Origin of the sequence: Duganella guangzhouensis (genome assembly GCF_009674535.1) — a bacterium.
Taxonomy (GTDB): domain Bacteria; phylum Pseudomonadota; class Gammaproteobacteria; order Burkholderiales; family Burkholderiaceae_D; genus Rugamonas; species Rugamonas guangzhouensis.
Map to the genome: position 1 here is coordinate 90,462 of NZ_WKJK01000008.1, position 13,238 is coordinate 103,699.

Sequence of the window (13,238 nt, forward strand, 5' to 3'; positions counted from 1 at the left end):
AATCCTCCCGCTGCGAAACCGACTTTAGTCCATTTTGCCGATTGAGCGCACGCAAAAGACAGCGGTCAGGTTAAATGCAGCGCCGCGTACTGCAGCAGCATGATGGTCTTGCCATCGGCGATGTCGCCGGTGGCGATCATGTTCAGCGCTTGTTCCATCGGCAGTTCCAGTACTTCGATATCCTCCCCCTCCTCCGCAATGCCGCCGCCCTGACTCGGGCGTGACGCCGGATCGTATTCGGCCACGAAGAAGTACAGCCGTTCCGTCACCGAACCGGGACTCATGAATGCTTCGAACACCTTGCGCACTTCGCCCACGCGGTAGCCGGTTTCCTCTTCCACTTCTGCCTTGATGCGCTCCTCCGGGCTGGCCTGGTCCAGCAAGCCCGCCGCCGCTTCGATCAGGAAGCCGTCATGGCCGTTGCCGTAGGTCGGAAAGCGGAACTGCCGCACCAGCACCACCGTGCGTTGCGCGCGGTTGTACAGCAGGATGGTGGCGCCGTGACCACGATCGTAGGTTTCGCGCGTCTGGCGCTGCCAGCTGCCGTCGCTGCGGCGGTAGTCGAAGGTGGTTTTCTGAAGCAGGAACCAGTCGTGCGACAGGGTTTCTACCTTGTGAATGCGGATCCGGTCTTCGGGCATGAGATTCTCCTGGTTGCGTATTTTTACGATATCATGCAATATCGTGCAACATCAAGAAAATTCATGCATATGCTGACACGCCAACGCAAGGAACTGCTGCTCACCCGCCTGAAACAGGAAGGGCAGATCGTGGCCCGCTCGCTCAGCGAGGAGCTGGGCCTGTCCGAAGACACTATCCGCCGCGATCTGCGCGAACTGGCCGCCGAGGGCTTGCTGCAACGGGTGCACGGCGGCGCGCTGCCGCTCGATCTGCCGCCATCGCCGGCGCTGGGCGACTTCGCCGCGCGCCAGCAGATTTCCAGCGACGCCAAGCCAGCCATCGCGCGCGCGGCGGCGGCCATGATCGAAGACGGCCAAGTGGTATTCATCGATGGCGGCACCACCGCCGTGCAGCTGGCGCGCGCGCTGCCGCTGACATTGCGCTGCACGGTGGTGACGCACAGCCCTTCGGTGGCGGTGGAGCTGGTGGCGCATCCGCTGATCGAAGTGGTGCTGATCGGCGGCCGCCTGTTCAAGCATTCCATCGTTGCGATGGGGCCGGCGGCACTGGAGGCGATCGCGCAGATCCACACCGACATCTACTTCATGGGCGTGTGCAGCCTGCACCCGCAGGCCGGCGTCAGCACCGGCGATTACGACGAAGCGGGCATCAAGCGCGCCATCAGCGCGATGGCGCGGCGCACGGTGGTGCTGGCGTCACCGGAAAAGCTGGACAGCGCGGCGCCGTATCAGATCGTACCGATGTCGCAGGTAAGCGCCATCGTGGTCCACCGCGACGCGCCAGCAAAGCTGCTGGCGCCCTACCGCGAGCTGGGCATCGCGCTGCACAGCGCAGGCTAGAAGGCCCGCATGTAGGACAGCAGGTCAGCCAATTGCTGCTCGCTCTTGACACCCAAGAAGCGCATGCTGGTACCGGGCACCACGTCATGCGGCGCGCGCAAAAAAGCCATCAGCGTTTTCTCATCCCAGGTGAGGCCGGACTTCTTCATCGCCTCCGAATACTTGAAATCCTTGGTCGACGCCGCGCGCCGGCCGATGATGCCGTTCAGCTGCGGCCCATAGCCCGCACTGGCATACTTGCCCACCGCATGACACGAAGCGCAGCGCAGAAAAAGGAATGCGCCGTTTTTCGGATCGCCCACCAGAGCGGCCGCAGGTGCCGCTTGGCAGATCGCCAGAAGCACAAATAAAAGATATGATCTCATGCGAACGATGTTACCCCACATGCCTATGCCCTTGCTGATTCTAGTCTCCGCAGTATTCATCCACCTGGCGGCGATTGCCCTGATGGGGAAAATGATCGGCGTGAAGCTACACGTATTTTCACTGGGAGTCGGCCCCGCCATTCTGACTCTGGGCCGCTTCCGGCTCAGTGCCATCCCCACCGGAGGCTATGTACGATTTCGCGATTCAACGCAGGACATCGTACCGCCAGGCGAAATGAATACAGCCTTGGATGGCAGGACTACGCTCGAACAATTGGTTGTGGCGCTCTCCGGATGCGTTGTCCTGTTTGCTCTGGGACTGGTACTAGCCGGCGCCGATGGCCTGCATGCCTTTCTCTGTCTTCCTCAACAACTTTTCAGCGGCGTCATCTCACCATTTGAGCGCGCTCCAGCGCTGATCAATAGCAGCCTGGCATTCATGCGTTTAGCACCACACGGTATTCTCGCCGGCACCGTCTGCGCCAAACTTGCAGCCCTCAATCTGCTCCCCCTGCCCGGCATGAATGGCGGCGCCGCACTGCGCATCATCGGCATCCGCATCGGCGCTGCCAAATGGTGGCCCGACGCCGCCACCAGAGCGCTCACTCTCGTGTATGTCGCACTACTCCTTGGCTGGTGCCTCGCGCTGATCGTCTTCCTGCTGGCATAGGCAGATACCCCTCGAAGCTTGCGGGGCGGTGGACTGCGTGGCACACTCCCGACATGATACGTTTCCAATCACCCCGAGTATCCCTGACGCGCTGTTTGCTGTTGGCCGCCCTGTGCCTGGCCGGCAGCGCCGGAGCGGCGGCGATGCGGGTGGTGTATCCGCTGACCACCACCGGCGATGTCGACAGCCGTTATGAGTATGACTGGGCGGTGCTGCGCATGGCGCTGGACAAGACCACGCCGCGCTACGGCCCGTATGAGATGCAGCAGTCGTCCTATCCGATGTCGACGCCGCGCGTGGTGCAGGAGTTGATGACGCCGGGTGGCCGCATCAACGTGTTCGCCCGCGCCACCTCGCCGGAACTGGAACAGCAGTTTGTGCCGGTGCGTCTGCCGATCGACAAGGGCTTGCTGGGCTATCGCATTTTCCTGGTCCGGCGCGATAAGCTGCCGCGCTTTGCGGCCGTCCGCACGCTGAACGATTTGCGCGCAATGAGCGTCGGACAGGGCAAGGACTGGACCGATGTTTCGATCCTGCGCCACGCCGGTTTCAAGGTGGTCGAGGGCACCAATTATTCCGGCCTGTTCGCCATGCTGAACGCCGGTCGCTTCGATTTCTTTTCACGCGCGATCGATGAAGCACAGCGCGAATTCAAAGAGCGCACGGCCGCCTATCCAAACATGCTGATCGAACCGACCGTGCTGCTGCAATATCCGCTGCCGCTGTACTTCTTCACGCGCCGCGACGCCGAGGGCAAGCTGCTGGCGCAGCGCATCACCGACGGCATGGAGATGATGATCAAGGATGGCTCGCTCAACGTCCTGTTCCTGCGCTACAAAGGCGAGCGTATCAAGGCCAGCGCGCTGGTCGGCCGCCACATCCTGCACCTGACCAATCCGCACCTGACGCCAGAGACGCCGCTGTCGCGCAGCGAACTCTGGTTCAATCCCCTGACCGGAAAGTGATTACGGCCAGATCGCCTTGAGCACCGCCGCCAGGTGATAACCTCCCTGGATCAGCTGCGCCTTGGCCTCGGCCGACGACTGCACCGGATAGTTGTCCGGAATCGCCAGCGGCCACACGTTGTAAACCTCACCGCTCTTGCTGGTCTGCTGCGCCATCGCGCCCGGCACCACATCGGTATAGGCCAGCTTGGCCACCACCAGCGTCTGATCGGCCCACTGATACGGCCAGGTCACCGGATCGCCGCTGTTGGGCGCCACCACCGGAGCGTCGGCAATCACCATCTGCGCAAACTGCGCCGGCGTGCGTGCGCCGATGCGGCGGAACGCGTAGTTGACCACCGTGGTATCCCAGTACGAGTGGAAGGCACGCGTGGTCGGCGCCTTGGCCGGCGTGGCGGTGGTCGGCTTGTCGTCGGCCGGCGCGGCCGGAATCAGCTGCGTGCTGTTGGCCGTCAGCTTGGCGTCATCCAGTTGCAGGTTGTTGCCGCCCTGCGTGGCAAAGGCTTCCTTGTCGTCCAGCTGCTTCTGGGTCGGCACCATGAAGCCGCCGCTCTTGGCGACATAGCCCTCGCCCACGTGCAGCGGCTGCGCGATGTCGCCGGTCAGGTGCGTCAGAATCAGCAGCGCCTGGCGCGGCGTGAAGTGATGCGGATTGCTGGCGGCATCCGCCTTGCCCTGCAACACGGCGATGCACTGCTTCGCGGTCTGCACGATGTCGTGATCGGTGGTGCCAACGCCATGGTCCTCATAATGCGACAACTGATACGGCACATCGGTGTAGTGGTACTCGCTGTGTTTCGGATTGGCGGTGGTGTAAGCCACCATCTCCTCCGTTTGCGGACCGCAGTAAGTGCCCTTCACGCAGTCGGCCCAGCTGGCGATCTTCTCCAGGCTTTCGCCCGGCAGCAGCAAAGCCTGCACCTGCTTCTCGGCGTTGCTGCCCTTGATCAGCTGATCGGCAATCGCGCCCACCGCGCGGTGGCCATCATTGCCCCAGGCGTGAGCATTGAAGGAAACGAAGGCGCTGCTCAGCGCCAGTATGCATGCGAGCTTTTTCATTCAGGGCTGCCTTTCGCTGGCTTCGGATATTGTTTATTGATGTCGAGCGCTTGCGCGTACGACGACGACCAGGCCTGCTCATGCAGCGCGGCCAGGCGCTGCGCCATTTTCTCGTTGCGCATCACCACTTCCAGATTGCGCGACAAGTCCATATAGCCGCCGCTCCAGTTGCTGGTGCCAACCCAGGCGATCTGATTGTCGATCACCATGGTCTTGCTGTGGATGACGCGCGCGAACGGAATGAAGCCGGTCGACACCACCGGCAGCGTCACCACGCGGATCTCGACGTTGGGCAGAACCGCCAGCGATTTCAGATACGCCTGCGCCGGCTGCTCCAGATTCCAGTTGGAGACCATCAGCTTGATCTTAACGCCACGGTTGGCGGCCGAGCGCACCGCATTGTCGATCACCGCGTAGTAAGGGCGCGTGCCTTTCGGGCCGTAGCTGAGCGGCGCGTAGTCCAGCAGCTGGATACGCACTTCGCTCTTCGCTTCCGCCAGCAGCTCCGGCAAGCCGGCCTCGGAATTGCCCACACCGGCCGGGTTGTACTGATTCGGGCTGGCCAGCAGGAATGTATCCTGATGGATGTCCGGCAGCGCGCTGCGCACGTTCAGCACCGGCGCCACCTGGCCTTGCGAAGTCAGCGCCTGCGCGGCCCAGTCCTGGTTGAAGATGGCTTGCACCTGCCCCACCACTTTCGGATCGGTGATGCGCAAGCCGGTTTCGTGAATGTGCTCAAACGAGCGCCAGTCGAAGTTCTGGCTGCCGACATAGGCGGTCTGGCCATCCACCACCAGATACTTGGCGTGGATGATGCCGTTGCCGGTCAGCTTGTTGAAATCGATGATGCGCAGTTCCAGATTCGGAATCGCCTTCAGGCGTTCGATGCTCGGTTTTTCCGACAGGCCCACGCCCTTCTGGTCCAGCAGGAAGCGGATCTTGACGCCGCGCTTGCCGGCAGCCTCCAGATGCTCAACCACTTTGTCGAACACGCTGCCCGGCTTGATGACCACGTAAAACTGGCCGATGACGATTTCGTTTTTGGCGTGATCGAACAATTCGCTCCAGACCTGCGCCGGATTGCGCAGATCGTCGCTGTGCAGCGTGGTTTCGACCGGCGCGGTCTGCACCAGCTCATAGCCGGGAATCGAAAATTCGGCGCGGGCCGGCGCGGCCAGCACGCTGGCCGCCACCAGTGCGGATAACAAAATACGACGCATCATTTCTCCTTATAGCGTGCCTGCGCCGCAGCGGCGCCGGCGGGCTTCAAATCCTGTTCGCGCTTCGCCAGATACTCGGTGAAAGCGTCGAGATCGCGAATGCCAGTCGGCGCGCGATTGCTGCCCTTGGTGAAGCCGGGGAAGCCGTCACCACCTTCGGCCAGGAAGTTATTGGTCATCACGCGGTACGAGCCGTTCGGGTCCAACGGCACGCCATTCAGCTTGACGCTGCCCGGCACCACGCGGCTGCCTTCCGGTTGCATCGCATCGTACTCATAGCTGAAGCCTTCCGATACCTGCAGCAGGCCGCGTTTGCTGTCACGGTTGTCCAGCCATTGCTGCTCCAGCAGTTCGACGATCTGCGCGCCGCGCAGATTCATCACCACCAGCGCGTTCCCAAACGGCAGCACCGCCATCGCCTGGCCCAGCGTCACGCGGTTGCCGGCGCTGGTTTCCAGATCCTGGCGAATGCCGCCCGGATTTTGCAGCGCGATCTGCGCGCCGTAAGGACGGCCGGCGTACAACATCGAATCGGCGACCAGATCACCCAGCGCGGATTCGCGTTTGTGATCCTTGTCGCGCTTCACGCTCGGCACCGCGATGGTGGCGACCGGTTGCGCCAGCGCGGCTTCGCTGCGCGCGCGCGCTTTTTTCAGATACGCGTCCAGCGCCGGATCGGCGGGCCAGGTGCCGGGCACCATGACTTCCTGTTTGGCGCTGACATCACGCACGCTATTGGTGTTGGTATCCACCGTCAGCTTGATACGGCCCAGCAGGTGGCCACCCATATCGGACTGCGTCACCAAACGGCCATCCACCTTGCACAGATAACCCTGGTGCGAATGGCCGGAAATCACCAGCCGGATCGCCGGGTCGAGGCGCTTGACCACGTCCACGATCGGACCTTCGAGATGGGCGCAATCCTGCTGGTCGAATTTATCGGTGGTGCGGCCGCCCTGGTGAATCAACACCACGAACACGCCCACGCCCTGCTTGCGCAGTTCCGGCAGTTGGCGGTTGATGGCGTCCGCCTCGTCGACGAATTCCAGGCCAGCGATGCCCGAGGCCAGCGATGCCTCGGCGGTTTCTTTCAGCACGGTGCCGATGAAGGCGATCTTCACGCCATGCGCGGTTTCGATTTTGTACGCCGGCAGCACCGGTTTGCGGGTCGTCATGTCGATCACATTGGCGGCCAGGTACTGGAACTGCGCGCCCTGATAACTACCGTCGAATTTGCAGGCTTTGTCAGCACGCGGCGACTTGCAGCCGCCGGTCTGCTGACGCAGCAGCTCAATCCGGCCCTGGTCGAATTCGTGATTGCCGACCGAGGTCGCGCGCAGGCCGAGCAGATTCATGGCGCCGATGGTCGGTTCGTCGGCCCACATCGAGGAGATGGCCGGGCTGGCGCCGACCAAATCGCCGGCACCCACCAGCAGCAGTTCCGGGTCCTGCTTGCGCCACGCCTGCAGCGCCGCGCCCAGCGTGTCGATACCGCCGGCCGTGATCACGCGCTCGCCGCCGCCGGCCGCGCTGTCCAGCGTGTACTTGCTGGCTTCGAGATTACCGTGGAAGTCATTGACGGCCACCAGCTGAACTTCGGTGACGCCGGCCGGCAGCGCCGGCGGCTTGCTCGCGCAGCCGGCCAGCGTAACGCCAAAGGCCAGCAGCAGCGAGGTGGAAAGAGTGTGTGGGATATGCATAGAGAGATGAAGCGCTTGCGGAGCAAAGCAGTTAGCGTACACGAAAAAACGGGCCCGAAGGCCCGTTGAATTGTTTCGCTTTGTCGCTGCGGCCAGCCATGACCGGCCGCAGTTCCAGGTGACTTAGAAGTCAGCCGAGAAGGTGACCGACGTGAAGCGAGGAGCAGCAGCGTAGTACGACACAGTCTTCGCGGTGACGCCGGTGTAAGCCAGCGCGTTGACCACGGTTTGCGAAGCTGGGTTCAGGTACTGTTTGTTGGTCAGGTTGCTCATGTTCAGCGAGACCTTCGGACGTTTCAGCCAGCCCTGGTTCGGGAAGGTGTAGCCAGCGTCGAAGCCGTAGGTGGTGTAGCCAGCGGTTTGCTCGTCGTTCATCAGAGTCGACTGCTGCTTGCTGGTGGCACGGGCTTTCACACGAGCGTAGAACGGACCATCGCTGTATTCCAGGCTCAGTGCTGCTTTCTGACGTGGGGTCAGCGGGTACTCTTTACCCACGGTGTCCAGGTAGTACGAGGTTTTCACGCCGTTGACGGTCGCCACGTTGGCCAGGAACTTGCTCTTGATTTCCGACTTGCTGTAGCCGTACGAAACGTAAGCTGCCCAGCCGTTGATCGGGGTGTTACCCAGTTCCAGTTCCACACCCTGGTTGGTGACTTTACCCACGTTGGCCACTACGCTGGTCGCGGTGTTAGGATCGTAGGCGGTAGCCAGACGGTCCTTGAAGTTCACGTTGTAGAAGGTGATCGAGCTGACGATCGCCTTGCTCTGGTGACGGTAGCCGATGTCCAGATTGGTCGAGGTCTCTGGATTCACTGGCACGGTGTACTGTGCCACGCCGTTCACCACGGTCACGTTGCCGCTGGTTGGAGCGAAGGTGAAGTTGGCAGGTGCCTTGAAGTTCTGCGCCACGCTGGCGAACAACTGGTCGTCGTTGGTGATGCGGTAACGAACACCCACTTGCGGCAGCACTTTGTGGTCGGTCTGCTTGAAGGTGTAAGCCACTGGCGACGCTTCGGTTGCGTAGTTGGTGAAGTCGCGCTTGCTGTAAGGCGTACGGATACCGAAGTTGATGGTCAGCTTGTCATCCAGCGTGGTGAAGGTATCTTGCAGCGATGCCTGGTACGCGGTCGAAATGGTTTGCCAGTTACGCGACTCGAATGGCGAGCCGTCGGAACGCAGCAGCTGGCCGTTTTGCAGGTAGTCGTCCACTGCGGTGCCGTCGGCGTTGACGCCAACCGCAGGACCGGTTTGACGGTGCTTGGCGCGTTCGAACCAGAAGCCGGCCAGGATGGTGTGGTCGCCGTAGGTGTAGGTCGCCGATGCGGTCACGCCAGGACGGTTGGTCTTGGTGACCGAGGAGTTAGCCACGATCACGGTGTCCAGGGTGTCGCCGTCGCCGTTCAGGTCTTTCGAGGCGGTGACTTTGCCGGTCGATGGATCCAGGAAGCTGCTGCTTTCAGCCAGCGCGCGCTGCTGCGTGCCGCCGGTGCCGAAGCCGTACCAGTAGTAAGGAACGATCTTGATGTCCAGATTGTCGTTCAGACGGAACTTGGCGGTGGCCGAAGCGATCGCGTTCTTGAACGGGTTCTTCGACAGCGCGTAGTAGGCTGGGCTGTTCGCGGTTTCCTTCTGGGCGGTGCCTGCCACTGGGGTCAGGTGGCCGTTGAAGGTCGACGAGTAATCGTAGTAGTAGCCATTCTTCGCAAAGTCGGACTTGGACGCGCTCAGGAAGTTGTTGTTGTTGGCATCGTTGTACAGAATGGTCGCTTTGATGTAGTTGAAGCGATCCCAGGTGTAGTTGTAGCCGGCGTCGATGTGATCGCGCAGACCCTGGCCCAGGCCCTTCCATTTGTCGGTTTCAGCGTGCGAGGCCGACACGAACAGTTTCTGGCGCTGGCTGTCACCGAACAGGCCGGTGTCGTAGCGCAGGAAGGTTTTCTTCATGTTCAGCTGACCGATGGTCTGCATGGCGCGGAAGCGCTGCTTGTCTTCAGGGTCGCAGGTGGTGATGCCAATGTTACCGCCCGAGGCGCCAACCTGTGGCGAGTCGACGTCGGTCGAACCTTGGGTCACGTATTCCTGGCAGGTGTTTTCCTGGTCGACGTACTCTTGTGGGTACACCGAGTAGCTGCCCGAGTCATTGACCGGCACGCCGTTGATGGTGAAACCGATCTGATCGGAGTTAAAGCCGCGCAGGGTCAGACCGCCGCCGAACAGGCCGGTGGCGTCGTAGTTGTAGCTGTTAACTGCTGGCAGCATTTCCAGTGCTTCATACGCATTGCCGGTTGGGCGCTGCTTTTCCAACTCTTCCGCAGTGATGGTGGAGCGTGCTTTTGGCGCGTCTTCCGTAACCATCAGGCCCATACCCAGTTTTTTACCGGTGATGACTACCTCAGCCTTGCCTGGAGTGACGGTATCGTCCGCGTACGCCGCGCCGGCTGCCAGCGCAGTCAGGTGGGCCGCTACGGCGATGACGCTCATGCGCAAGACCGGAGATTGTTTGGATTGCATTAAAAACCCCTTAGAGTGTTATTGTGAAAACTAGAAACTAGCGAAATCTGCTGGCGAGAGCGACAAACCTCTGCACCAAAATGAGGAGTGTAATTGCTCTAAATGACACTGGTATGACAATAAAAGTTGTCAATTTGCTCTAACTGACTATAACTATTGCATGACGCTATAAGCGCGACAAATACGTTTTTACTATGCGATTAAGTGGAAAAACATATAAATAGCCATGAGTTACTATGTTTTTGGCAATTTCTACGGCCAACAGAGGCTGGATCGGGGCGAATTATAAAAGCAGTGCTAGTCGATGAATTTTATTCATGACAACTTTTAGAGGGAATTTCTCAGTTTTGTTGTTTGTGCACCACAGCAAACGGAGGAAATTTTGACAAAAAACAAAGCCGGCTGGTATTCCAGCCGGCTTGTTTTTTTTGGTGCCGGTGTGGTGTATTTTTAACGTTTGGCCTGGGTGGCGGCGCCGGCGATGTCCGCCTCAAATTTGGTGAACTTGCCGTCCAGCGCTTTCAACAGACGTTGTTTGTCGGCGTCGGCAAGGAAAGAGTAACGGATACTGTCATATGACAGTTTTTTCACTTCCGCATAGTCCGGCTGGTAACGCGCCGCGTACAGCACGTATTCCCCCGACAGATTGTTACGCGAGACGCCGGCATCGTCGGTGGCCAGCACGTACGGCACGCCGTACTTGCGGTACAGCGTGACCGGGTGCGACTGCTCCTTCACGCCCAGGATAAAGTCGTTGCTACTGAGGTTGACCTCGACCGCGATCTTCCGATCACGCATTTTTTTCATGATCGCCAGCGCATTGGTCTCGTGCGCGATATCCATGCCGTGACCGATGCGGTTGGCGCCAGCCAGATCAACCGCCTGCTGGATGTGGAAGGTCAGCCCTTCCGGCGGCACCATGCCCAGCGACAGTTCGCCGGCGTGCAGCGCCAGTTTCACGTCCGGGTACTTGGTTTTCAGGTATTTGTACATCTGCATGTGTAACGTGTAGTCGCGCATCGAGACGTTGACGCTTTCCTGGCCGACGATATTGATGCCGACGATTTTCGGATGGCTGGACGCCAGCTTGAAGCTGGACAGAATCTGCGAATACACCTGCGATGGCGACAGGAAGCGCAGCGCGAACGGCTGGTAGCGCAGCGTGAACTGGTTGTCGTCGATGCCGGCGCTGGATTTGTTGACGTTGTCGATGTAGGCGGCGATCCAGCCGGTGTAGGCAGGATCTTTTTCCAGCTTGGCCGACAGCGCGGCGAAGTCGGTGTCGCCAACGCCACCCGCCAGCGCCTTCTTGTCGAAGTCCGCGTCCTGCGCGATCGGCGCGATTTCAAACACGGTCTCGATGTAGCTGACGTTTTCCTGAATCGCACGCTGCTTCAGGCGCTGCAGGCCGTCAACGGTGTTGGTCGAGGCCACCGGGCCGAAATAGGCGAAGGTGTCGAAGAACTGGCGATCCGGCGGCGACTGAATGCCGCTGTGGTTGTAAAAGTCCTTGTCCGACCAGCGCTGCAGCAGATTGGCCAGCACGGTGGTGTCGTTCATCACCGCTTCGCCGGACAGGCATCCTTCGGCAGGCTTGTTCTTCTCGATGGTGTAGTTGGTCTTGTTGACGCAGAAGCCTTCCTTGTCGACCCACTCCAGATACTGCTCGGCGTAGATCGCGCCCGAGTAGTGGTGATGCAGGTCGCCGCCTTTCGGCATCATGGTGAAGAACATCGTCAGCTCGGCGAGCTTGGGTTCCTTGCCCGGAGCGATCAGCGACGCGAAGTGGCGCTTGGTCGCTTCCTCGTTGGCGTTGGCCGCCTGCGCGCCATGCATGGCACAGACGGTGGCCGCTGCCAGCGCGACGGCTTTCAGGCTGACGATCGATTTCTTCATGTGGGTTTCCTTAATTAAGTCGTTTCACGGACATGCACCTGACGGCCGGCTGCATAGGTGGCGGCGATGGCGCGATCGTCACCCAGCAGGGCCAGCGCGAACAGCAGTTCTTCCAGGCTCTCGCTGCGCGCGGTACGGCGCTGCAGCAGCGGCGTAGCTTGCGGATCGATGACGATGAAGTCCGCCTCGGCGCCGGCGCTGAAACTGCCGATCGTGCCTTCCAGCTGCATGGCGCGGGCGGCGCCCAGTGTGGCCAGGTAGAACATGCGCAGCGCCGGCAGGTAGCTGCCCTTCAAGCGCGCTACTTTATAGGCTTCGTTCATCGTTTGCAACATGGAGAACGAGGTGCCACCGCCAACGTCGGTGGCCAGCGAGAGCAGCACGCCGGCATCGTCGGCGCGTTCGAAGTCGAACAGGCCGCTGCCGAGGAACAGGTTGGAGGTCGGGCAGATGGCGGCGGCAGACTGGGTTTCGGCCATGCGCTGGCGGTCGCGTTCATCGAGCCAGATGCAGTGGCCGTACATGGCGCGCGGACGCATCATGCCGTAGCTGTCGTAGACGTCGATATAGCTACGAGCGTTGGGGAACAGCTCGCGCACCCAGGCGCATTCGGCTTCGTTTTCCGACACGTGGGTCTGAATGAACGTGTCCGGATAGGCGCGCGCCAGTTCGCCGGCCAGCTGCAGCTGCAAATTGGTGGAGGTGGGCGCGAAGCGCGGCGTGATGGCGTACAGCGAGCGGCCACGCTTGTGCCAGCGCTGGATCAGCGCTTCGGTATCGCGCGCGCTGGATTCGGCGGTGTCGCGCAGGAAGTCGGGGCAGTTCCGGTCCATCATCACCTTGCCGGCCACCATGCGCAGGCCGCGCTGCTCGCTGGCGGTGAAGAAGGCATCCACCGATTGCGGATGCACGGTGCAGTAGACCATGGCGGTGGTGGTGCCGCAGCGTAGCAGTTCGTCGAGGAAGAAGTCGGCCACGTCGGCGGCGTGGTGGGTGTCTTCGAACTGGCGCTCGACCGGGAAGGTGTAAGTCTCCAGCCATGGCAGCAGCCCTTCGGACGGTGAAGCGATCATGTCGGTCTGCGGGTAGTGCAGATGGGTGTCGATAAAGCCGGGCATCAGCAGCTTGCCGCTGTAGTCGTGCACCACGGCGCCTTGCGGCAGTGTCGCGTGCAGCGTGGCGTAGTCGCCGGCGGCTTGGACTTTGCCGTCTTCGACGATCAGCAGGCCGTCTTCAAACCAGTCATGCGACTGGTCGCTGAAGGCCGGATCGGCGAGAAAGTGCAGCAAGCTGCCACGGTAGGCTTGCAGGTTGGAGGTCATGGAGGTCTTTCTTTAACTTGAATGCGAATATTAGCGGAGATGGGCGCGC

At 61.0% G+C, this 13,238-nt stretch carries 11 protein-coding genes; 3 read left to right on the forward strand and 8 right to left on the reverse strand.

What is annotated here, in order from left to right:
* Window positions 1-65 precede the first annotated feature (65 nt).
* Window positions 66-641 carry an NUDIX domain-containing protein gene (locus tag GJ699_RS16365; protein WP_154378112.1) on the reverse strand — a complete coding sequence of 192 codons (576 nt, stop codon included), beginning with the start codon at window positions 639-641 and terminating at the stop codon, window positions 66-68.
* Between the two features lie 69 nt (window positions 642-710).
* On the opposite strand from GJ699_RS16365, the gene GJ699_RS16370 reads away from it, so the two are divergent.
* On the forward strand, window positions 711-1,481 hold the full coding sequence (locus tag GJ699_RS16370) for a DeoR/GlpR family DNA-binding transcription regulator (RefSeq protein ID WP_154378597.1): 771 nt from the start codon (window positions 711-713) through the stop codon (window positions 1,479-1,481).
* On the opposite strand, the gene GJ699_RS16375 is transcribed toward GJ699_RS16370, so the two are convergent.
* Window positions 1,478-1,867 (reverse strand): c-type cytochrome, encoded by a 390-nt coding sequence (locus GJ699_RS16375; protein ID WP_371867575.1) that lies wholly within the window; start codon window positions 1,865-1,867, stop codon window positions 1,478-1,480. The genes GJ699_RS16370 and GJ699_RS16375 overlap by 4 nt on opposite strands.
* Window positions 1,868-1,871: 4 nt before the next feature.
* On the opposite strand from GJ699_RS16375, the gene GJ699_RS16380 reads away from it, so the two are divergent.
* Together GJ699_RS16380 and GJ699_RS16385 are read left to right on the forward strand one after the other, a co-directional pair.
* Window positions 1,872-2,516: a site-2 protease family protein gene (locus GJ699_RS16380; RefSeq protein ID WP_195763565.1), complete on the forward strand. Its 645-nt coding sequence runs from the start codon at window positions 1,872-1,874 to the stop codon at window positions 2,514-2,516.
* Between the two features lie 95 nt (window positions 2,517-2,611).
* Window positions 2,612-3,481, forward strand: a complete 870-nt coding sequence (locus tag GJ699_RS16385; protein ID WP_229262127.1) for a transporter substrate-binding domain-containing protein — start codon at window positions 2,612-2,614, stop codon at window positions 3,479-3,481.
* Here the strand turns inward: GJ699_RS16385 and GJ699_RS16390 are convergent, their stop codons facing one another.
* The 6 genes from GJ699_RS16390 to guaD form a co-directional block, all read right to left on the reverse strand.
* Window positions 3,482-4,540, reverse strand: coding sequence for a S1/P1 nuclease (locus GJ699_RS16390; protein WP_154378117.1), 1,059 nt, complete (start codon window positions 4,538-4,540; stop codon window positions 3,482-3,484). It lies immediately after the preceding gene.
* Entirely contained in the window at window positions 4,537-5,760 is a 1,224-nt protein-coding gene (locus GJ699_RS16395) for a phospholipase D-like domain-containing protein (RefSeq protein ID WP_154378601.1), read from the reverse strand. Before GJ699_RS16395 ends, GJ699_RS16390 begins: the two co-directional genes overlap by 4 nt.
* On the reverse strand, window positions 5,760-7,460 hold the full coding sequence (locus tag GJ699_RS16400) for a bifunctional metallophosphatase/5'-nucleotidase (protein ID WP_154378120.1): 1,701 nt from the start codon (window positions 7,458-7,460) through the stop codon (window positions 5,760-5,762). The genes GJ699_RS16395 and GJ699_RS16400 overlap by 1 nt, the downstream gene beginning before the upstream one ends.
* Before the next feature lie 123 nt (window positions 7,461-7,583).
* A complete protein-coding gene (locus tag GJ699_RS16405) occupies window positions 7,584-9,971 on the reverse strand; it encodes a TonB-dependent receptor (protein ID WP_154378122.1) in 2,388 nt (795 codons plus the stop codon).
* 450 nt (window positions 9,972-10,421) lie between these two features.
* Window positions 10,422-11,867: an amidohydrolase family protein gene (locus tag GJ699_RS16410; RefSeq protein ID WP_154378124.1), complete on the reverse strand. Its 1,446-nt coding sequence runs from the start codon at window positions 11,865-11,867 to the stop codon at window positions 10,422-10,424.
* Window positions 11,868-11,881: 14 nt separating this feature from the next.
* Entirely contained in the window at window positions 11,882-13,189 is a 1,308-nt protein-coding gene (gene guaD, locus GJ699_RS16415; RefSeq protein WP_154378126.1) for a guanine deaminase, read from the reverse strand.
* Window positions 13,190-13,238 lie beyond the last annotated feature (49 nt).